Below are 21355 nucleotides of genomic sequence, written 5' to 3' on the forward strand. Positions count from 1 at the left end.
TCACGTCTCCAGTCGCGTTGTCCTGTCACTACACGGCATCGCGGGACAGACGGTGCTGCTCCGCGATGCATTCGATACTCAGTACTGAAAAGCTATGCTCAACGCTGAAAATCTCAGCTCAGCTTGCCATGGCACTGCTTGTACTTCTTGCCGGAACCGCAGGGGCACGGATCATTGCGGCCAACCTTGGGGACATCACGGCGCATCGGCTCATTGTCGCCCTGCGCCTGCGGTGCCGCACCGTACTGCGCCTCGACGATCTCCTCGGCAGCCTGAACGCTCTCATCGCTGACGGTGTCATCTTCCACGCGACGCGTCTCGGCACTGGCCTGCTCGCGCTCGAGATTGGCACGACGCTCCTCTTCCAGCGTGTCGACCTCTTCCTGACGACGTACCTGGACGTGACTCAGAATGCGCACCACGTCAGCCTTGATGTTGACCAGCAATGACTGGAACTGTTCGAACGCCTCGCGCTTGTATTCCTGCTTGGGATTCTTCTGAGCGTAGCCACGCAGGTGGATACCGCGTCGCAGGTTGTCCATCGCCTGCAGATGCTCTTTCCAACGCGTATCGAGCACCTGCAGCATGACCTGCTTCTCGAAGCGGCGCATCAGCTCGGGACCGACAGCCTCTACCTTGCCGGCATAGAGTTCCTCGTGTGCCGTCTGCAGTCGTTCGCGCAGAGTCTCTTCATGGAAGTGCTCATCCTCTTCCGCCCATTGCACGAGCGGCAGGTCGAGGTTGAAGTCCGTCTTGAGGTCATTCTCGAGCCCCGGAAGATCCCACTGCTCCGGCAGGCTCTGCGGCGGCACGCGCATGGAAATGGCGTCGTCCAGCACTTCACGGCGGATACCGGCGATGTTCTCGGCGATCTCGTCGGCTTCCAGAATGTCGTTGCGCTGCTCGTAGATCACGCTGCGCTGATCGTTGGCGACATCATCGTACTCAAGCAGCTGCTTGCGCACGTCGAAGTTGCGACCCTCGACCTTCTTCTGCGCGCGCTCGACGGCATTGGAGACCATCTTGTGCTCGATCGCTTCGCCCTTCTCGAGCCCCAGCGCGCCCATGAGGCGCTGAACGCGATCGGAGCCGAACAGGCGCATCAGGCTGTCTTCCAGCGACAGGAAGAAGCGCGTGGAGCCCGGGTCACCCTGGCGACCGGCACGACCGCGCAGCTGGTTGTCGATACGACGGGATTCGTGACGCTCGGAGCCGATCACGTGCAGACCGCCCGCCGCCAGCACGGCTTCGTGACGCTCCTGCCAGCCATGCTTGATCTCGTTGATCTGCTCTTCGGTCGGCGCTTCCAGCTCGGCAAGCTCGGCTTCCCAGTTGCCGCCCAGCATGATGTCGGTACCACGACCGGCCATGTTGGTCGCGATGGTCACCGCGCCCGGACGACCCGCCTGGGCGATGATGGCAGCCTCACTGACGTGTTGCTTGGCATTCAGGACGTGATGCTTCACGCCAGCCTTGTGCATCATCTGGGACAGCAGTTCGGAGGTCTCGACTGATGCCGTACCGACCAGCACCGGACGACCTTCCGCGACCTTCTCGCGGGCATCCTCGATGATGGCGTTGAACTTCTCTTCCGCGGTCAGATAGACCAGATCATTCATGTCCTTGCGCGCGATGGGCTTGTTGGTGGGGATCACCATCACGTCGAGGTTGTAGATCTGACGGAATTCGAAGGCCTCGGTATCGGCGGTACCGGTCATGCCGGCCAGCTTCTCGTAGAGACGGAAGTAGTTCTGGAAGGTGGTCGAGGCCAGCGTCTGGCTTTCCTTCTGGATCGCCACGCCTTCCTTGGCCTCGACGGCCTGATGCAGGCCCTCGGACCAACGACGACCTACCATGGTGCGGCCGGTATGCTCGTCGACGATCACCACCTCGCCGTTGTGGACGATGTAGTCGACGTCCCGCACGAACAGATTCTGGGCACGCAGCGCGGAGTGCACATGATGCAGCAGACTCAGGTTCTGGGCGGCGTAAAGAGAGTCTTCCTCGCCGAGCAATTCCTGGGCACGCAGCAGTGACTCGACCTTCTGGTGGCCCTGCTCGGTCAGCTCGACCTGCTTCTGCTTCTCATCGAGAGTGAAATCGCCACTCTCCGGGTCTTCTTCGTCAGTGCATTGCACGAGCTCACGCGCCATGCGATCGATGATCTTGTAGAGGTCGGTATTCTCCTCCACCGGACCGGAAATGATCAGCGGCGTGCGCGCCTCATCGATCAGGATGGAGTCGACCTCATCGATGATGGCGTAGTGCAGCTTGCGCTGGACCTTGTCTTCCAGCGCGAATGCCATGTTGTCGCGCAGGTAATCGAAACCGTATTCATTGTTGGTGCCGTAGGTGATGTCGGCCTGGTAGGCGGCACGCTTGTCCTCGTTGTTCTGGCCGGAGAAGATGACGCCCACGCTCAGCCCGAGGAATTCATACAGCGGACGCATCCAGTTGGCATCACGCGTGGCCAGGTAATCATTGACCGTCACCACGTGAACGCCTTCACCAGCCAGGGCATTCAGGTAAACGGCGAGTGTCCCCACCAGCGTCTTGCCTTCGCCTGTCTTCATCTCGGCGATGCGCCCTTCATGCAGCGCGATGCCGCCTACCATCTGGGTATCAAAGTGACGCATGCCCATGATGCGCTTGCTGGCCTCACGCACGGTGGCGAAGGCCTCCGGCAACAGCTTGTCGAGGTTCTCGCCTTGCGCAAGGCGCTCACGGAATTCAGCCGTCTTGCCCGTCAGCGCCTCATCCGACAGTGATTCGAGACTTTCCTCGAGGGCATTGACGGCATTGACCCGCTTGCGCAGTCGCTTCACCTCACGGTCGTTCTTGGAGCCCACTACCTTGGTCAGAAATTTACCCAGCATCATCTATCCCTGTCCGTGCCCGGTGAGCACGCCTTCTAGAATCTTGAGATATACGCGTGCGCTTCACGCGCCAGAAGCATCCCGCAGATGGCAACTGGCAAACGGCACACGCGAAAAGGAAACGACATCACCATCACCGGCGCCGAGGGCCAGGTGACGGACAGATTCTCTCAGGACACCAGAGGTGGTGCGCGCGGGGACATGGCATTCGCCAATCCGCGCAGCAGTACGCGAGCACAGGAGACAAAGCGTCGTTGACGCGAAAGATTGGGACTTCTCTGAGCACCGGGACGGATGAGTCGGCGCAGTGAACGCAGGCTCTGACGGCGGCTCTCGGCGCGAATCACGCCCGGCGCCAGCAATTGGATGCTGGCCAGGGTCAGATTGACGCGCTCGACCTGCGCGGCGCTCAAGCCAGCGGGGAACAGACAGCTGATCAGCAGGCCAGCCAGCAGCCAGCGCGGTGCCGTGCGCACCGACCAGCGACGCGCGCTGCCGCTACCGGAAGCCGGCAACGGTCTCGAGCGTGCTATGGCGTCGTCATGGCTCATGCTGTTGCCGGACTCCTGCTCATGATAGATTGCCGGAAACCACTGAACCGGCATGCAAGCCCATGAGTATAAAGGCTAAGCGTTTCCGCGCCCAGCCCGCGGCGCGCCTCTTGAACGGCAAGGGCCAGCTTGGCAACGTCATGCGCCAGGCGCGAATGCTGGAGCAGGCCCAGTGGCATCTGCGTGAGGCCCTGCCCACGGACATGCAGGAGCAGGTCTTCGTCGGGGGCTATCACGAAGGAACCCTGACACTGATCACCAATCGTGCCTCCTGGCTGACCTGGCTACGTTATGAGCAGCGCAGGCTGATCAGCGTCCTGCGCGAGATCCCCGAGCTTGCCGCACTCACGCGCCTCAACTTCAAGGTCCGCCCCGTTCGTCCTGTCTTCGTACCGGCTCAACAGCCCAGGCATCTCCCTGCTGCGGCAGCGGAGCATCTGTTGGACTGTGCCTCCCACACCCGGGATGAACACCTGCGCCGCTCGCTTGAGCGTCTGGCAGCACATGCTGATGATCTGCAGGACACCCCGTCTGGCGACGATTGATGGTGGTGCGACATCCCTCTCTCTTGCGGGCGACCGTCGCGCCGGCGCTATTTCATGAAGACAAACAAGCGCGCCGCCCATGAGGGCGGCGCGCTTGTGATCGTTTCCATGCTTCGGCTGGCAAGGACCGAAGTCTGACATCAGGCTGGACGGGCTAGGTCACAGTCAACTTTCTTCAGGTCGTGCTTGTCACCATCTCGTGATCAGACGGCAAGTGCCGGTGAGGCGTAGGAAATCGGCATCGCTTCGGCATTGTCGAAGGTCACGATCTCGTAGCTGTCTGCATTCTCGAGCAGGGCACGGCACAGCAGGTTGTTCAGGCCGTGGCCTGACTTGTAGCCACGGAATTCCCCGATCAGGCTGTGGCCCAGCTGATACAGGTCGCCGATGGCATCCAGCACCTTGTGCTTGACGAACTCATCGTCATAACGCAGACCTTCGTCGTTGAGGATGCGGTAATCATCCACCACGATGGCGTTGTCGAGGCTGCCGCCCAGCGCGAGGTTCTGGGAGCGCAGGAATTCAAGATCACGCATGAAACCGAAAGTACGAGCGCGAGACACTTCCTTGACGAAGGAGGTCGTGGAGAAGTCGACCGTGGTGGTCTGCTTCTGCTGCTCGAACACCGGGTGATCGAAGTCGATGGTGAAGGACACCTTGAAGCCGTTGTGCGGCAGGAAGGTCGCGACCTTGTCGCCATCACGCACTTCGATCTCGCGCTTGATGCGGATGAACTTCTTGAGCGCGGACTGCTCCTGGATACCAGCGGACTGGATAAGGAAGACGAACGGACCGGCGCTGCCGTCCATGATCGGCACTTCCTGCGCGGAGAGCTCGACGAAGCAGTTGTCGATCCCGAGACCGGCGAAGGCGGACATCAGGTGCTCGACAGTCATCACCTTGTCCTGACCGTTGGAAACGGCAGTACACATGGTGGTGTCACGCACCCCCGTGGCATCGGCACGGATGTGTGCATGCGGCTCGAGGTCGGTACGCACGAAGACGATACCCGTGTTGACCGGAGCCGGGCGCAGGGTCAGATAGACCTTGTCACCGGAGTGCAGACCAACGCCTGTTGCGCGGATCGTATTCTGAAGCGTTTTTTGTCGAATCATAGGAGATAGCCAGTCAGCCTGAATTTGGAAACAGTGTTCATGATAACAGCAAAGCAGGTATTCAACAAATTGTCACCTACCGCTGATAGGGAAATTCAACATTGCCACGGGGGCACCATTCAACCCTTCAAGACGCTGACTGGAGCCATGTTGACTATGAACGCGCAAACCCAAAACAGTTCTCACTCTCAGCGACATCAATCGATAATCAATGTGCAAGAACTGTCAGGTTCCTCCCTCTCTTACGCAGGCAACCGCCGTGGCGGATGCATGCCTTTCCTCTTCAGCCTGACTGTCATGCCCTCCATCTGAATCGCCTGGAATGCCTTTTCGCGCCTCCCAGAACGACTTCACCCACCCGGGTCGCCCCGGGTGGGTGAAGAAAGGCAAAGCGCCTCTATCTGACCGCGCTGTCACCAGAAGATGTCATGGACACCCTGTCGACGTGCGCTTACCTTTCAATCCGCCTGACGGCGCAGGAAGGCAGGAATGTCGAGATAGTCATCCATGTCACGATTCTTGCGCGGTTCTGGCTTCTTGGCTGCGGCCTGCTGCTGCTCTTCCTTGGCCTGACGGGTGACCGTCGGCGTCTGGAGGCTGCGATAATCAGCCGGCTTCTCCACCGTGCGCTTGGCCGGTGCGGTTTCACGCGCAGCCGGCTTCTCGACACGGCCATCGAGACCCGCCGCCACGACGGTGACACGCAGCTCGTCGCTCATGTCCATGTCGATGGAGGTACCCACCACGATGGTCGCGTCCGGAGAAGCGAACTCCTGCACGGTGGCACCGACATCGTTGAACTCACCGATGGAGAGGTCCGGGCCTGCCGTGATGTTGACCAGGATGCCGCGCGCGCCGTGAAGATCGATATCCTCAAGCAGCGGGCTGCGAATGGCTTTCTCGGCCGCCTCGCGAGCGCGGTTCTCACCGACGGCATCACCGGTTCCCATCATGGCCATGCCCATCTCGGACATGACGGTGCGCACGTCGGCAAAGTCGACGTTGATGATGCCCGGGCTGGTGATCAGCTCAGCGATGCCCTGGACAGCGCCCAGCAGTACATCGTTGGCCGCACTGAAGGCACTCAGCAGGCTGGCGCTCTTGCCGAGGACCGAGAGCAGCTTCTCGTTGGGGATGGTGATCAGGGAATCGACATGCTCGGACAGCTCCTTCATGCCCTGCTCGGCCGCCTTCTGACGACGCGGCCCCTCGAACGGGAAGGGACGCGTCACGACCGCGACCGTCAGGATGCCCAGTTCCTTGGCTACCTGTGCCACGACAGGAGCGCCCCCGGTACCGGTACCACCCCCCATGCCTGCGGTGATGAAGACCATGTCGGCGCCTTGCAGCAGCTCGACGATACGCTCACGATCTTCCATCGCCGCCTGACGACCCACTTCCGGGTTGGCGCCAGCGCCGAGACCCTTGGTGATCTCGCTGCCGAGCTGAAGGACTGTCTTGGCGGCCACGCGCTTGAGCGCTTGAGCATCGGTATTGGCGCAGATGAATTCGACGCCTTCGATATTGCTCTCGACCATGTGATTGACGGCGTTACCACCGCCGCCACCAACACCGATCACCTTGATGACCGCGCTGCTGGAGGGTGCGTTATCTACCAGTTCGAACATATGCCCTGTCTCCTGGATCACAGTCTTTCTGTAATCCCTGTCAGAAATTTCCCTTGAACCAGCCCTTGATCCGCTCCAGCGTGGAGGTGTCGTGCTCATGGCCGTGAACGCGTCGTGCGGCAGATTCCTCCCTGCGCACCGCGACCGCAGTCGAGGATGGCGTATGCCGCTCCTGTTTCATCCCGTAATGTAGCAAACCCACACCCGTGGAATAAATCGGATTACGGACCACATCTGCCAGTCCACGCACATTCTGCGGGCAGGCAATGCGAACCGGCATGTGGAAGATCTCCTCCGCCAGTTCCACCACACCTTCCATGCGTGATGTACCGCCCGTCAGTACCACACCCGCTGCCACGAGATCTTCATAACCACTGCGACGCAGCTCATCGCGGACCAGGGTGAAGAGTTCCTCATACCTGGGCTCGACCACTTCCGCCAACGCCTGGCGGGACAGATCACGGGCCGGTCGATCACCGACACTGGGCACCTTGATCGTCTCGTCGCTGGACGCCAGCTGTGTCAGAGCACAGGCATACTTGACCTTTATTTCTTCAGCGTACTGGGTCGGCGTACGGAGTGCCATCGCGATATCATTCGTTACCTGATCTCCCGCGATGGGAATCACGGCCGTATGACGAATGGCACCTTCGGTGAACACCGCGATGTCGGTCGTCCCGCCACCGATATCCACCATGCAGACTCCCAGCTCGCGCTCATCCTCGGTCAATACCGCATGACTCGAGGCGAGCTGTTCGAGAATGATATCGTCGACTTCAAGACCACAACGACGAACGCATTTCTCGATATTCTGTACGGCATTCAACGCCGCCGTGACCAGATGCACCCGCGCTTCAAGGCGCACACCGGACATCCCGAGCGGTTCACGAATACCTTCCTGACGATCAATGGCATATTCCTGCGGCAGCACATGAAGAATCCGCTGCCCCTCGGAGATTGCCCGTGCACGCGCCGAATCGATGACTCGTTCGATATCGGACGGTGTCACTTCACGATCCTTGATCGCGACCACACCATCGGAGTTCATCGAGCTGATATGACTGCCGGCAATCCCCACGTATACCGAGTGGATATCGCAGCCCGCCATCAATTCAGCTTCCTCCACCGCGCGCTGGATCGATTGCACGGTCGACTCGATATTGATGACGACACCCTTCTTCATGCCGCGTGAAGGATGTGAACCGATACCCGCAATTTCGATGCCACCATCGTCGGTCGGTTGCCCCACGATCGCGACCACCTTGGAGGTTCCGATGTCCAGCCCGACCACCATATCCTGTGATTTGGAATGTCCTGCCATAGGTCGGGCCAGCTCCTTGATTCTGGTTCGTCATGAAAAAAATAGCGCGATCGGCGGCGGCAAGAATGCCAGAAACCACCCAGTCAGGTTAACGCTCCGTTTAACCCGAAGATGAATTTGCCTTCATAGTATAGAAGTCACCACTAACGGCACACCAGCCTGAAAATACCAGGAGGCGCAAATCCCCGCTAGAATAGGCGGGATTGTCCCGAAATGAAACTGGAGATAACTCCATTTCACTAATATCAGCGCCTCAAGACCTTCGTTCTGAAGTGTCGCCGATTCTCCCTCAACCGTTGCTTTCTTCCAGTGCTGTCGTCTCGCCATGCCACGCCACGGCTACGCCGTTGGGATAGCGGAGGTCAATGTAGCGAATCTGCGACGCCTGCCCCCCCAATTGACGCTGCCAGGCTGCCATGAAGCGAGCCAGACGGGCCTCCCTGTCATTGCGACCCAGCATGACCCAGACGCTGTCATTGACCTGAAAACGCCAGGCGCCACGTGGCTCGAGACGCAACTGGGAGACATTGAGCCCCAGACCGCCCAACTGGCTCTGCAGCGCGTCCAGCTCGGCCAGCACCTCGGAACCGCTACCCTTGGGGCCTGCCAGATTCGGCAGATTTCCCAGCTGGGTGACAGGGGCTGCCTTGAAGGCCTCGCCTCTCACGTTGATCAACTCACCGTCATTCCAGTAGGCCACCGGCTGCTGCTCGAACAGCTCGAATTCGAGTGTATCCGGCCAGCGACGCGAAATGCTCACCTCACTCAGCCAGTCGATCGCCAGAGCGCGACGCCGAACTTCCCCCAGCGGGACAGAGAGCCAGCTTTGTCCGCGAATCAACGGCGCGATATGGCGCTGGAGATAGGCGGCGCTCACGTGTTCGAAGTCACCCTTGATGGTGACTCGCTCGATGGGGCGGTCCAGCCAGGTCCACAATGCCTGGCCACCCGCCACCATCAGTGCCGCTCCCAGCACCAGGCCGAACAGTGCACCTGCAGAGCTACGCGCCGCCATGGGTCAGTGTTCGCTCTGTGGGCAGGCGGACGCGGCGACGTCATGACGCTCGGTCAGCGTCGTGTCGAGAATCCGCAGTACCAGCGCCGTGAAATCCAGCCCCACATGCGCGGCTGCCTGTGGCACGAGGCTGTGATCGGTCATGCCCGGCGAGGTGTTGACTTCCAGCAGCCAGAAGGCGCCGTCCGCATCTTCCATCACATCGACACGCCCCCAGCCCTCGCAGCCCAGCACGTTGAATGCCTTGAGCGAGAGAGTCGCCAGTTCGGCTTCGCGCGCAGCCTCCAGACCGCAGGGCAGCAGGTAGCGAGTGGTATCGGTCACGTACTTGGCATCGTAATCGTAGAAACCGCTGTCCGCTTCGATGCGAATGGCCGGCAACACCTCACCGTCCAGCACCGAGACCGTATATTCCGGCCCCTTGATGAACTGCTCGGCCATGACGACACCATCGAAACGACAGGCATCCTGCCAGGCGGCCTTGAGAGCGCCAGCCTCCTCGACGATATGGATGCCCAGCGTCGAGCCTTCGTGCACCGGCTTGACCACTACCGGCGTACCGAGCGTCTCGAGCACATTCTGCCAGTCAGTGTCCGCCGCCAGGCGACAGGAGCGTGGCGTCGGCAAGCCTTCGACATCCCAGAGCTTCTTGGTGCGCAGCTTGTCCATCCCCAGCGCGGAGGCCAGCACGCCACTCCCCGTATAGGGAATGCCCAGAAGGTCAAGCGCCCCCTGCAGAGTGCCATCCTCGCCACCACGTCCATGCATGGCGATGAAGACGCGGTCTGCGCGCAGCGCCTCCAGACCGGCCAGGCCATGGGCCATGTCGTACCCCTGCACATCGAGGCCGGCCCCTTCCAGGGCCGCGAGCACCGCCGCACCACTCTTCAGCGATACCTCACGCTCGGCACTCACTCCACCGAACAGCACCACGACGCGACCATAGCGTGTCGCCATTTCCGGCTTCACCGCGGTCATAGCGCCACCTCGGAAAGCTTGAGATCCGCACCGGCCAGTGACAGGGCGATGCCGCCGACATCACCCGCCCCCTGGGTGATCAGAATATCGCCCGGGCGCAGCACATTGTTGAGCAGACTCGGCAACGCACGCTTGTGCTCGACGAACAGCGGATCCACCTGCCCACGCTGACGGATCGAGCCGGCCAGAGAGCGGCCGTCGGCCCCCGGAATCATCGCCTCTCCTGCGCTGTAGACATCCAGCAGCAGCAGGGTATCGACCTCGGACAGCACCCGCACGAAATCCTCGTAGAGATCATGGGTGCGCGAGTAACGGTGAGGCTGATAGGCCATCACCAACCGACGCTCCGGCCAGCCGGCACGCACGGCACGGATCACCATTTCCACTTCTCGCGGGTGATGGCCGTAGTCATCGACCAGCATCACGCTCTGCTCGCCATTGGGTGCCGCGAATTCACCATGCACCTGGAAGCGACGACCCACACCGGCGAAGCTGGCCAGCGCACGCGCTATCGCGTCATCGCTCACGCCGACATCGGTGGCGATCGCGATGGCCGCCAGAGCGTTGAGCGCGTTGTGCTCACCCGGCATGGCCAGCGTGATCTCCAGTGGCGCATGCCCCTCCGGACGCAGCGCAGTGAAGCTCAGCTGACCGCCGCCCTGGCGGAAGTCGCTGATGCGATAATCGGCATCCTCGCTGAAGCCATAGGTCACGAACTGGCGCTGCACGCGCGGCAGCAGCTCGCGGACATTGGCGTCATCGAGACACAGCACCGCCAGGCCGTAGAACGGCAGGTTGTGCAGGAACTCGATGAAGGTGTCCTTGAGGCGATTGAAGTCACCCTCATAGGTCGCCATGTGGTCGGCATCGATGTTGGTGACCACCGAGATCAGCGGCTGCAGGTGCAGGAAGGAGGCGTCGGACTCATCCGCCTCGGCCACGAGGTATTCCCCTTCCCCCAGGCGTGCATTCGTACCGGCGCTGGTCAACTTGCCACCGATGACGAAGGTCGGGTCCATGCCGCCCTCCGCAAGCAGCGTGGCCGTCAGGCTGGTCGTGGTGGTCTTGCCATGCGTGCCGGCAATGGCGATCCCCTGACGGAATCGCATCAGCTCCGCCAGCATCTCGGCACGACGTACCACCGGCACCCGATGGTCACGCGCCCAGGCCACTTCCGGGTTGCTGGTATCCACTGCCGTCGAGACCACCACCACATCGCTGCCTTCCGCGTTGACAGCCGCATGACCGATCGCCACGCGCACACCACAATCCCGCAGGTGCGCCGTCACGGTGGACTCCTTGAGGTCACTGCCGCTGACCTCATACCCCATGTTGCTCAGTACTTCAGCGATACCACACATGCCCACGCCGCCGATGCCGACGAAGTGGATGCGACGGATGCGGCGCATGCCGACACCACGATCAGAATTCCTAGCGTTCAAGGCGAGTCTCCATGCAGCCTGCCAGCATGGTCGCTACCGCGTCGAGTTCCGCACTTTCGCGGGCGCGAGCGGCCATGCCAGTGAGTATCTTGGGATCCAGCAATTCCCCCAGCGTCTCGGCGAGACGCTGGGCATTCAGCGTATTCTGGGGAATCAGACGCGCCGCGTCGGCCGTGACCATCACCGCCGCATTGACGGTCTGGTGATCATCCACGGCATGCGGGAACGGCACGAAGATGGCGGGTCGTCCGGCAGCGGCAAGCTCAGCGACCGTCAAGGCACCCGAGCGACACACCACCAGATCCGCCCAGGCATAGGCTTCGGCCATGTCGGTGATGAACTCGCTGACCTCGGCCGTGACACTGGCGGCCTGATAGGCGGCAACGGTCGCCTCCTCTTTGTCACGCCCGGCCTGATGGCGCACCAGGGGGCGCGAGGACGCCGGCAACAGTGCCAGCGCCGGCGCCAGCTGCTCGTTGAGTGCCTGGGCGCCCAGCGAGCCCCCCATCACCAGCAGGTGAAGCGGTCGCGCGCGCATGGCCTGCTCCCGGGAAGCGCCCTCGGTGTCTGCCGTCTGACCGACGGCGGCGATCTCGTCGCGCACCGGATTGCCCACCACCTGCGCAGCGATGGCGGCAGGGAAGGCGCCGGGAAAGGCGGCGTAGACCCGCGTTGCCATCCGGGCCAACACCTTGTTGGTCAGTCCGGCGATGGCATTCTGCTCATGGATCACCAGCGGAATGCCCTCCAGGCGTGCCGCCAGTCCGCCAGGACCGCTGGCAAAGCCTCCCAGCCCGACGACCAGCACCGGCTTGAGTTCACGGATGATGCGTCGCGCCTGCAGAACGGCGCGGGTCAGGCGAAATGGGATCGCCGCATAGCCGGCAAGCCCCTTGCCACGCAGCCCAGCCACTTCCACTCGATGCAGCGGATACCCCGCCTCCGGAACCAGTCGGTTCTCGATGCCACGCGGACTGCCCAGCCAGTGGATTTCATGTCCTTGGCTGGCGAGAGCACGCGCCAGCGACAACGCCGGTATCACATGCCCCCCCGTCCCTCCAGCCATCATCAGCACGATGCCGGCAGAGGGCGTGTCAGCAGGGGCGTCAGAGGTCTCGGGTCGCGAGGCATCAGCCGCAGGCACTGCAGAAGAAGATGACGTCATGCCTTGGCTCCTTGCGTGGTCTCGGGCGACTTGCCGGTCTTGCGCCGCGCGGGACTCTTGCCGCGCGTCAGCAGACGAACTTCCGTATCGATTCGCATCAGAATGGCGATCTGTATGCAGCTGACGATCAAGCTGGAGCCCCCATAGCTCATCAGCGGCAGCGTCAGCCCCTTCGTCGGCAGTAATCCACTGGCGACCCCGATGTTGATGAAGGCCTGGGCCCCCAGCACGAGGGCGATACCGTAGCCGAGGTAGGCGCTGAACGGCAAGCCGGCAAGCTCGGCACGTCGGGCGATCTTGAAGGCCCGATAGATCAGGAGCGCGAACAGCCCGACCACCGCCGTGGCACCGATCAATCCCAGTTCCTCGGCCAGTACCGCGAACACGAAATCGGTATGCGCTTCGGGCAGATAGAAGAGTTTCTGCACGCTGTTGCCCAGCCCCATGCCGCTCAGGTGTCCTCGCCCGAAGGCGATCAGGGCCTGGGTCAGCTGATAGCCGCTGTCGTACATGTTCGCCCACGGGTCGGTATAGGTGGTCAGGCGCTCCCAGCGATAGGGTTCGGCGATCGCCAGCGACCAACCGCCGCCGATGGCCGCTGCCAGAAGGACGATGAAGCCCCACCAGGCGACCCCCGCCAGCAGCAGCATGCCCATCACCGCACCGCCCATCACCACGATGGACCCGAAGTCAGGCTCCAGTGCCAGCAAGAGAATCATCAGCATCAAGGGCATGCAGGGCAGCACGAGACCATTGACGACACTGGCGCGCACCTTGTCGAGACGCCGATCCAGATACCCCGCCAGCCACATCATCAGGCACAACTTGGCGACCTCGGAGGCCTGCACCCCGCCGATCACCGGCAAGGGAATCCAGCGCTTGGCGCCGTTGATCTCACGCCCGACCACCAGCACGACCACCAGCAACACGAACCCCAGCATCAGCATCGCGAAACTGCGTTGCTGCCAGGCCGACATCGGTATGCGCAGCGTGCAATAGGCCGCCACCAGCCCGATCAGAATGAAGATGCCGTGACGCATGCTGTAGTAGAAGGCGTTGCCGTCAAAGCGCTCGCTGGAGATCTCGCTGGAAGCCGAGGTGACCATCACCCAGCCGATACACAGAATCGCCAATGCCGCGAAGACCAGCCAGCCATCCACTGGCTGCTGCTCGGTACTCATCGCCTGACGCACTCGACTGGCCTTGTCACCCATCCGCTTCGCCCTCGTTGCCCGCGTCCATCACATGCTCCGACACCCAGTCACGAAACGCATCGCCGCGCACCATGTAATTGGGGAACTGATCGAGACTGGCGCAGGCAGGTGACAGCAGCACGCAATCTCCCGGCCGAGCGACTCGCTGAGCATGGGCCATGCCTTCCGTCAGCGTCGCGACCCGGCTGACGCGAAGGCTATCCTCCAGTGCCAGCGACAGGCGCTCTGCATCCTGTCCGAAAAGCACCGCCTCACGCGCAAAGCGTGCCAGCGGCGCGGCCAACGGCGTGAAGTCCGCGCCCTTGCCCTGGCCACCGGCCAGCAGAATCAGCTTGCCATCGAGTGTCGGACCGAGACCGGCGATCGCCGCCAGCGTCGCGCCGACGTTGGTGCCCTTGGAATCGTTGATCCAGCGCACGCCTGCCACGTCAGCGATCAGCTCGCCCCGGTGCGGCAGCCCCGCGAAGCGCTCGAGTTCGGCCACCATGGCCTCCTGCGCGAGACCGATCGCCGTGCCCATCGCCAGCGCCGCCAGCGCGTTGGCCTGATTGTGACGCCCGGCCAGACGCACCTGCGCGGCAGGCATCACGCCATGCAGGCCTTCGGATGCCACGTGACACAGCATGAGCGTGCCGTCCTGCTCCGCCAGACGCCATTCAGCCCCTTCACTCAACTCCTCGCCGTCATCACCAGAGTCGCCCTCATTCAGGCGTACGCTGAAGCTGGCGCGCGCCACTGCATCCTCCTCGGCCGGCCAGCTCCAGGCATCGTCGGCATTGATGACCGCCAGGCCCGCCCCGCGGAAGATGGCACGCTTGGCGGCCTGATAGCCGCGCATGCCGTCATGGCGATCGAGATGGTCTTCGGAGAGATTCAGGAAGCAGGCGACATCTGCCTTGAGCTCGGGCGTGGTCTCGAGCTGAAAGGATGACAGTTCCAGCACATACAGTTCGGCATCGGGCTGCTCACGCAGCAGCGTCAGCGCGGCGGTGCCCAGGTTGCCACCGACCGCCACGTCACGGCCTGCCCGCTCGGCCATCCTCGCCACCAGCGTGGTGACGGTGGACTTGGCGTTCGAACCGGTGATGGCGACCAGCGTCGGCCGCCTTCCCTGCGCATCCCGGGCCTGGCGTTCATCGAGTGCCCGCACGAACAGCGCGATCTCGCCGACCAGGCGCTCGCGTACCGGGTCAAACACGGCCTGACGCGGGTCGATGCCCGGACTGAGCACCACCTCACCAAAGCGTGACAGATCCAGCGCTTCCAGCGGCCCGAGATGGACCTCGGCCTGCGGTGCATGCTCGTGCAGATTCTCGAGCCCCGGCGGTGCACTGCGGGTATCGGCGACGGCAAAATCGATGCCACGATCACTCAGATGGCGAGCGATCGCCTGTCCGGAGACACCAAGACCGACCACCAGGGTCGGTCCTTCGGCAGGCACCGGCGAGGCCGGTGCGTGGGAGGTGACAGAGAGGGTCATCGCGAAAGCGTCCTCAGCGAACCTTGAGTGTGGCCAGGCCAAGCAGCACCAGCACGACGGTGATGATCCAGAAGCGCACGATGACGCGCGGCTCCGGCCAGCCCTTGAGTTCGAAGTGGTGATGCAGCGGCGCCATGCGGAAGATGCGTCGTCCGGTCAGCTTGTAGGAGCCGACCTGCAGGATGACCGAGACGGTCTCCATCACGAAGACGCCCCCCATGATGAACAGCACGATTTCCTGACGCACGATGACCGCGACCACGCCCAGTGCCGCACCGAGAGCCAAGGCGCCCACATCGCCCATGAAGACCTGGGCGGGATAGGTGTTGAACCACAGAAAACCCAGGCCGGCGCCCGCGATGGTGGCACAGAACACCGCCAGCTCGCCGGAACCGGCAATGAACGGAATGTGCAGATACTCCGCGAACTTCAGGTTGCCCGAGGCGTAGGCGAAGATCGCAAGCCCCATGGCCACCAGCACGGTCGGCATGATCGCCAGCCCATCGAGGCCATCGGTCAGATTGACGGCATTGGAGCTGCCGACGATCACGAAATAGGTCAGCACCATGTAGAAGATGCCCAGCGGGATGACGACATCCTTGAAGAACGGCACCAGCAGTGCTGTCTCGGCAGGCGTGGAAGCCGTCAGGTACAGCACCACGGCCGCCCCGATGCCCACCACCGACTGCCAGAAATACTTCCAGCGCGCCGGCAGGCCACGGGGATTCTTCTCCACCACCTTGCGGTAGTCATCCACCCAGCCGACCGCACCGAAGCCCAATGTGACCGCCAGCACCACCCAGACATACAGATTGGTCAGGTCGCCCCACAGCAGGGTCGAGACGGCCATCGACAGCAGGATCATCACGCCGCCCATGGTCGGCGTACCGGCCTTGGACAGGTGGGACTGAGGGCCATCATCACGCACGGCCTGGCCGATCTGGCCATCCACCAGCTTGCGGATGACCCAGGGGCCGAGCCACAGGCACAGCAACAAGGCCGTCAGCGTGGCCAGCACCACACGCAGGGTCAGATAATTGAAAACCGTAAAGGCGCCATTGAATTGGGCCAGAAACTCAGCAAGCAGCAGCAGCATGACTCACATTCACCTTGATGCGTCGACCTTGAGCGCGGCAACGACATGTTCCATGCCTGCGCTACGAGACCCCTTGACCAGAACACTGGCCCCGGTGGGTAGATGGGTACGGGCGTAAGCTTCAAGCTCCGCCCGCTCCTTGAAATGCATGCCACCTGCGCCGAAGGCCTCGGCAGTCGCTCTGGCCTTTTCACCACAGGTGGCAACGAAATCGATACCGAGCTTGCGGGCGTAGGCGCCCACCTCGGCGTGCAGCCGCTCGGCGTCCTCGCCCAGCTCGCCCATGGCGCCCATCAGGCACCAGCGCGGAGCAGGAAGGCTCGCCAACAGCTCCAGCGCGGCCAGCATGGCCCCAGGGTTGGCGTTGTAGCTGTCATCGAGCAGACGAGCCCCATTGTGTCCTTCCACGACCCCCAGGCGACCCGGAACGCTCTCGGCGCTCTCGAGCCCCTCGATGACCAGCTGGCTGTCCACGCCCAGCGCCAGACAGGCAGCGGCTGCCGCCAACGCATTGGCGACATTGTGCCGTCCCAGCAGGGCAAGCTGGACCCGCCCCAGCGAGTGGCCGTCAAACGTCAGTTCGAAAGCATAACGCCCGAGCTCATCCGCGCCTAGCTTGCGTGCCTGCAGGCGTGCCGAACTCTCCGCCAGGTCCGCGACGCTGAAGTCGATGATATCCACCGCCTGCCCCGTCACTGCCAGCGCCTGCCAGAGCGTGAAATAGACATCATCACGATTGAGTACCGCCACCGGACGGCGCCCCCCCAGCGGACTGAGTCCGGCAAGAATCTCGCCCTTGGCCTGGGCGATCTGCCCCATGCCACCGAATTCCCCGACGTGAGCACCGGTGACATTGGTGATGACCGCCACCTGTGGACGTGCCAGCGCGGTGGTCCAGGCGATCTCACCGAGATGATTGGCGCCCAGCTCGACGACGCCATGCTGATGCGCATCGTTCAGGCGCAGCAGCGTCATCGGCAGACCATAGTCATTGTTGAGGTTGCCCTGTGTGGCAAGGCTCTCGGCGTCGAAGCGCGCGGCATCACGTACCAGGATGGCATGCACCAGTCCCTTGACGCTGGTCTTGCCGCTGTTGCCGGTCACGGCGATCAACGGCCGCCCCCAGGCTCGCCGACGTGCCGCCGCCAGCAGACCGAAGGCGAGCCGCGTGTCAGGCACCACGATCTGCGGCAACGGGTCATCCACCGGATGCTCGACCAGCGCCGCGATCGCGCCATTGTCACGAGCCTGAGCCAGGAAGTCATGGGCATCGAAACGCTCGCCCTTCAGCGCCACGAAAAGCGGCGACCGCTGGCTGGACAGCTTGCGGGTATCCGTCTCGATGGCCCCCAATGACCGGCCGACCAGCGCCGAAGGCAGCCGAGCCGAGAGCAGCTGAGCCACCTCATCGAAGCACTCCAGCCCAGGAGACTGCACTGACGCACTCATGCGTCGCTCTCCAGACCTTCCTGAGTGGAGAGCGCACGACGCTCGAGCGCCGCCACCGCATGTGCGACATCCGAGAACGGCAGACGCTCGCCCGCCACTTCCTGGTAATCCTCGTGGCCCTTGCCGGCGATGAGAATCACGTCATGTTCGCCTGCATCACGGATGACCTGGGCAATGGCCTCGGCGCGCCCGGCGATTTCCCGGGCGCGCTCCCGGGCCTGGATGCCATCCATCATCTGCTGACGAATGACAGCGGCCTCTTCACTGCGCGGGTTGTCATCGGTAATGACGACGCGATCGGCGCCCTGCTCGGCGGCCGTCGCCATCAGCGGGCGCTTGCCGGTGTCGCGATCACCGCCACAGCCGAGCACGCACCACAGCCGAGCATCATCACGCGCCGGCAGATGGGCACGCAGTGCCGTCAGCGCGGTCTCGACCGCCTCCGGGGTGTGGGCATAGTCCACCACCACCACGGGCGCGCCCTCGCGGGTCAGGCGCTGCATGCGTCCCGGCACCGGCGTCAGACGCGGTGCCGCCGCGAACAGGTCCGCCAGCGAATGGCCGAGGCCATGCAGGATCAGCATCGCCAGCAGGGCATTGTCGAGGTTGAAGCGCCCCATCAGATTGAGGCCGAGCTCACGCTCACCGTCAGGCGTCGCGATCACGGCCACCTGCCCCAGCGGCTCGGGGAAGACGTCCAGCACGCGCAGGGTGGCCACCTCGTCACGCCCCATCGCCAACACGCGCACACCGCGCTGCATGCCGGCCAGCATCAGACGCGCCAGCGCATCATCGGCATTGAGCACCGCAAGCTTGAGTTCCGGTCGCTTGAAGAGCTTGGCCTTGGCCGCGGCATATGCCGCCATGCTGCCGTGGTAATCCAGATGATCACGCGACAGATTGGTATAGCCCGCCACCGTGAAGCGGCAGCCGTTGACACGGTCCTGGTCCAGCGCATGGGAAGAGACTTCCATCGCGACCAGTTCCGCACCGGCCATGCTCAGGCCCTTGAGCGCCGCCTGGACGGCGAGTGCATCCGGCGTGGTGCGCTCGCCGGCGACCAGCGCGCCAGGGCGGCCGATCCCCAGCGTGCCGATCATGCCGGAGGGGATGCCGAGCGCCTCGGCAAACTCGGCAATGTAATGGGTCACGGAGGACTTGCCGTTGGTGCCGGTCACGCCGACCAGCGTCAGTGACTCCGGCACGCCAAAGGCCTGTCGTCCCAGCTCGCCGAGCTGCGCGCCGAGCCCCTCGAGCCAGACGACACGCTCGTCTGCGTGAGACTCAGGCGGGGCTTCCCCCTCGGAAGACTGCTGTGCCACTACCAGCGCCGCGCCCTTCTCGAGGGCGGAGGCAATGTAATCGCGACCATCGCTGCCGATACCGGGTACCGCGATGAACAGCGACCCCGGCGTCACGTGGCGACTGTCGATCGTCAGATGCCAGTCGTCTTGCGCCATCACGAGTGCGGTCAGGCGACTATCGCTGAACACGCCGGGCCACAGCGCCATGAGCGCGCCAAGCAGCTCGCTGGCTGTCGCCAGTGGCCGTGCCAGAAATTCGCCCAGCGGCTCTGCCGAGGCCTGCTCGGCCAGATCTTGCGATGAAGTCATGCTGGAAGACCTTCCTTGTTGCTGAAGCTGGGACGTATTCGCTACACGAAAGAAATGGATGTCACGCGCCGTCTCCGGCATGCATGGCGGCAGATGTCACCGCTCACTCGCCGACGGCGCTGTCAGGTGGCACATCCAGAAGACGCAGCGCCTTGCCGACCACGCGACCGAACACCGGCGCCGCGACTAGGCCCCCGTAGTATTCCTCGCCCTTGGGATTCTCGATCATCACCACGGTCACGATGCGCGGGTCGGACACCGGCGCAATGCCGGCGAACAAGGAGCGATAGGCCGTCTTCTGATAGCCACCGGAGGTCACCTTACGCACCGTACCCGTCTTGCCCGCGATACGGTAGCCCTCGACCACGGCACGCTTGGCGGGACCATTGGGCTGGACGATCTTCTCCATCATCCCGAGCAGGGCATGGGAATTCTCGGGCGAGATGATCTGATCCCCCACCGGCGGGGTATTCACCTTGAGCAGCGACGGCGCCAGCCGGCGACCATCATTGGCCAGCGCGGTATAGGCGCTGGCCAGCTGCAAGGCCGAGACACTGATCCCGTACCCGTAGGACATGGAGGCCCGCTTGCTGCGCGACCAGTTGGTCGGGGCCGGCAGAACGCCCGTCGTCTCGCCCGGGAAGCCGGTACCCGGCGCCTGCCCCAGACCCAGCTCATAATAGCGATTCCATACCGCGTCATCCTCGAGGCTCAGCGCCATGCGGCTCATGCCGATGTTGGAGGAGTGATAGAGAATGCCGGCCATGTCGAGCTTGCCGTAATTGCGGAAATCGCGAATCGTGAAGCGGTCGACCCGCATGTAACCCGGCGTAGTGTCGATCACCGAGTCCGGCTGATACTTGCCGGAGGCCAGACCTGCACTCATCGCCAGAGGCTTCATGACCGAGCCCGGCTCGAAGGCATCGGTGATCGCACGGTTGCGCAGACCGGCAGGGTCAAGCCCCGCACGATTGTTGGGGTTGTAGGACTTCTGATTGACCATCGCCAGCACTTCTCCCGTGCGAGCGTCCATCATCACCAGGGTGCCACCGTCGGCACGGTGCTCGGCCACGGCGGCCTTCAGCTCACGGTAGGCCATGTACTGAAGACGCAGGTCGATGGAGAGGGTCAAATCACCACCAGGCTTGGCTTCGCTGATCAGATGCAGGTCACGCACCAGGCGTCCCTTGCGGTCCTTGAGCACGCGACGCTTGCCCGGCGTACCGGAGAGGTAGGAATTGTAGGCAAGCTCAAGCCCCTCCTGGCCCTTGTCATCGACATTGGTCACGCCGACCAGCTGTGCGGAGACCTCGCCCGAGGGGTAGTAACGCTTGTATTCCTGCTTGTGGTGGACACCCGGAACATCCAGGTCGATGGCGGGTTGTGCCTGAGGAGGGGTCATCTGACGCTTGATGTACATGAAGCCCTTGCCGGCATCACGATATTGGCGCACACGGCGGATCAGGTCGTCAGGCTGCTGGCCGAGCGCGCGTGCCAGCAGTGACAGGCGCACCGGATCATCCGGCACCAGACGCGGGTCCGCCCACAGCGTGATGACCGGCGTCGAGATGGCCAGCGGCTCGCCACTGCGATCGGTGATCATGCCACGGTGCGCGTTGATGCTGTCGACGCGCAGGGTGCGCGCATCCCCTTGATCCTGAAGGAACTGCTGATCGAAGAGCTGCAAATAGCCGATACGCCCCACCAGGGCCAGGAGCCCTGCGAACACGATACCCAGCATGATGCGATAGCGGGCGGACCCCATGGGCCCACGCGCACTCTTGCGCGCCCCGGCGGCGGCAGAACCCGCCGTCTTGCCGCGACTGGCCGCGCCGGGTGGCGCAGTGCGTGCGCCGCGGGAGCGAGG

Annotated in this window: 16 protein-coding genes; 1 reads left to right on the forward strand and 15 read right to left on the reverse strand. The window is 63.1% G+C overall.

Annotated features, from left to right (window positions below; translation table 11 throughout):
• Positions 1-113: 113 nt before the first annotated feature.
• Positions 114-2876, reverse strand: a complete 2763-nt coding sequence (gene secA, locus BFX80_RS13795; RefSeq protein WP_084209793.1) for a preprotein translocase subunit SecA — start codon at positions 2874-2876, stop codon at positions 114-116.
• A gap of 170 nt (positions 2877-3046) precedes the next feature.
• Positions 3047-3427: a hypothetical protein gene (locus BFX80_RS13800; protein ID WP_127736140.1), complete on the reverse strand. Its 381-nt coding sequence runs from the start codon at positions 3425-3427 to the stop codon at positions 3047-3049.
• 62 nt (positions 3428-3489) lie between these two features.
• Here BFX80_RS13800 and BFX80_RS13805 point away from each other — a divergent pair, with 62 nt between their 5' ends.
• Complete coding sequence (locus tag BFX80_RS13805; RefSeq protein WP_077371700.1) at positions 3490-3972, forward strand: DUF721 domain-containing protein; 483 nt, start codon at positions 3490-3492, stop codon at positions 3970-3972.
• Positions 3973-4175: 203 nt separating this feature from the next.
• Here BFX80_RS13805 and lpxC read toward each other — a convergent pair whose 3' ends face one another.
• From lpxC to BFX80_RS13870, 13 genes are all read right to left on the reverse strand, one after another.
• Entirely contained in the window at positions 4176-5087 is a 912-nt protein-coding gene (gene lpxC / locus BFX80_RS13810; protein WP_065392615.1) for a UDP-3-O-acyl-N-acetylglucosamine deacetylase, read from the reverse strand.
• A 458-nt stretch (positions 5088-5545) separates the two neighbouring features.
• On the reverse strand, positions 5546-6715 hold the full coding sequence (ftsZ, locus tag BFX80_RS13815; RefSeq protein ID WP_077371697.1) for a cell division protein FtsZ: 1170 nt from the start codon (positions 6713-6715) through the stop codon (positions 5546-5548).
• Positions 6716-6755: 40 nt separating this feature from the next.
• The gene (gene ftsA, locus BFX80_RS13820; protein WP_077371694.1) at positions 6756-8036 is read right to left on the reverse strand and encodes a cell division protein FtsA; all 1281 of its coding nucleotides are present in this window, start codon (positions 8034-8036) and stop codon (positions 6756-6758) included.
• A gap of 289 nt (positions 8037-8325) precedes the next feature.
• Complete coding sequence (locus BFX80_RS13825; protein WP_077371691.1) at positions 8326-9051, reverse strand: cell division protein FtsQ/DivIB; 726 nt, start codon at positions 9049-9051, stop codon at positions 8326-8328.
• Between the two features lie 3 nt (positions 9052-9054).
• Positions 9055-10029, reverse strand: a complete 975-nt coding sequence (locus BFX80_RS13830; protein WP_240499584.1) for a D-alanine--D-alanine ligase — start codon at positions 10027-10029, stop codon at positions 9055-9057.
• On the reverse strand, positions 10026-11438 hold the full coding sequence (murC, locus tag BFX80_RS13835) for a UDP-N-acetylmuramate--L-alanine ligase (RefSeq protein ID WP_084209210.1): 1413 nt from the start codon (positions 11436-11438) through the stop codon (positions 10026-10028). Before murC ends, BFX80_RS13830 begins: the two co-directional genes overlap by 4 nt.
• A 22-nt stretch (positions 11439-11460) precedes the next feature.
• Entirely contained in the window at positions 11461-12537 is a 1077-nt protein-coding gene (gene murG, locus BFX80_RS13840; protein WP_084209795.1) for an undecaprenyldiphospho-muramoylpentapeptide beta-N-acetylglucosaminyltransferase, read from the reverse strand.
• Positions 12538-12632: 95 nt separating this feature from the next.
• On the reverse strand, positions 12633-13850 hold the full coding sequence (gene ftsW / locus BFX80_RS13845) for a putative lipid II flippase FtsW (RefSeq protein WP_077371685.1): 1218 nt from the start codon (positions 13848-13850) through the stop codon (positions 12633-12635).
• A complete protein-coding gene (gene murD / locus BFX80_RS13850) occupies positions 13843-15330 on the reverse strand; it encodes a UDP-N-acetylmuramoyl-L-alanine--D-glutamate ligase (RefSeq protein WP_084209211.1) in 1488 nt (495 codons plus the stop codon). The genes ftsW and murD overlap by 8 nt, the downstream gene beginning before the upstream one ends.
• Positions 15331-15343: 13 nt before the next feature.
• Positions 15344-16426, reverse strand: a complete 1083-nt coding sequence (gene mraY, locus BFX80_RS13855) for a phospho-N-acetylmuramoyl-pentapeptide-transferase (protein ID WP_077371680.1) — start codon at positions 16424-16426, stop codon at positions 15344-15346.
• Between the two features lie 9 nt (positions 16427-16435).
• Complete coding sequence (locus BFX80_RS13860) at positions 16436-17875, reverse strand: UDP-N-acetylmuramoyl-tripeptide--D-alanyl-D-alanine ligase (protein ID WP_084209212.1); 1440 nt, start codon at positions 17873-17875, stop codon at positions 16436-16438.
• A complete protein-coding gene (locus BFX80_RS13865) occupies positions 17872-19386 on the reverse strand; it encodes a UDP-N-acetylmuramoyl-L-alanyl-D-glutamate--2,6-diaminopimelate ligase (protein ID WP_157109527.1) in 1515 nt (504 codons plus the stop codon). The genes BFX80_RS13860 and BFX80_RS13865 overlap by 4 nt, the downstream gene beginning before the upstream one ends.
• A gap of 205 nt (positions 19387-19591) precedes the next feature.
• The gene (locus BFX80_RS13870) at positions 19592-21253 is read right to left on the reverse strand and encodes a peptidoglycan D,D-transpeptidase FtsI family protein (RefSeq protein ID WP_077371671.1); all 1662 of its coding nucleotides are present in this window, start codon (positions 21251-21253) and stop codon (positions 19592-19594) included.
• Between the last annotated feature and the right edge of the window lie 102 nt (positions 21254-21355).

It is taken from the genome of Cobetia marina (assembly GCF_001720485.1).
Classification (GTDB): domain Bacteria; phylum Pseudomonadota; class Gammaproteobacteria; order Pseudomonadales; family Halomonadaceae; genus Cobetia; species Cobetia marina.

Bases quoted from the DNA above. Each gene is read 5' to 3' on its own strand.
- lpxC (WP_065392615.1), bottom strand. From the start codon at position 5,087: ATGATTCGACAAAAAACGCTTCAGAATACGATCCGCGCAACAGGCGTT.
- BFX80_RS13825 (WP_077371691.1), bottom strand. From the start codon at position 9,051: ATGGCGGCGCGTAGCTCTGCAGGTGCACTGTTCGGCCTGGTGCTGGGA.
- BFX80_RS13805 (WP_077371700.1), top strand. From the start codon at position 3,490: ATGAGTATAAAGGCTAAGCGTTTCCGCGCCCAGCCCGCGGCGCGCCTC.
- BFX80_RS13865 (WP_157109527.1), bottom strand. From the start codon at position 19,386: ATGGCGCTGTGGCCCGGCGTGTTCAGCGATAGTCGCCTGACCGCACTC.
- BFX80_RS13860 (WP_084209212.1), bottom strand. From the start codon at position 17,875: ATGAGTGCGTCAGTGCAGTCTCCTGGGCTGGAGTGCTTCGATGAGGTG.
- murG (WP_084209795.1), bottom strand. From the start codon at position 12,537: ATGGCTGGAGGGACGGGGGGGCATGTGATACCGGCGTTGTCGCTGGCG.
- BFX80_RS13870 (WP_077371671.1), bottom strand. From the start codon at position 21,253: ATGGGGTCCGCCCGCTATCGCATCATGCTGGGTATCGTGTTCGCAGGG.
- secA (WP_084209793.1), bottom strand. From the start codon at position 2,876: ATGCTGGGTAAATTTCTGACCAAGGTAGTGGGCTCCAAGAACGACCGT.
- ftsW (WP_077371685.1), bottom strand. From the start codon at position 13,850: ATGGGTGACAAGGCCAGTCGAGTGCGTCAGGCGATGAGTACCGAGCAG.
- murC (WP_084209210.1), bottom strand. From the start codon at position 11,438: ATGCGCCGCATCCGTCGCATCCACTTCGTCGGCATCGGCGGCGTGGGC.
- mraY (WP_077371680.1), bottom strand. From the start codon at position 16,426: ATGCTGCTGCTGCTTGCTGAGTTTCTGGCCCAATTCAATGGCGCCTTT.
- murD (WP_084209211.1), bottom strand. From the start codon at position 15,330: ATGACCCTCTCTGTCACCTCCCACGCACCGGCCTCGCCGGTGCCTGCC.
- BFX80_RS13830 (WP_240499584.1), bottom strand. From the start codon at position 10,029: ATGACCGCGGTGAAGCCGGAAATGGCGACACGCTATGGTCGCGTCGTG.
- ftsA (WP_077371694.1), bottom strand. From the start codon at position 8,036: ATGGCAGGACATTCCAAATCACAGGATATGGTGGTCGGGCTGGACATC.
- ftsZ (WP_077371697.1), bottom strand. From the start codon at position 6,715: ATGTTCGAACTGGTAGATAACGCACCCTCCAGCAGCGCGGTCATCAAG.
- BFX80_RS13800 (WP_127736140.1), bottom strand. From the start codon at position 3,427: ATGAGCCATGACGACGCCATAGCACGCTCGAGACCGTTGCCGGCTTCC.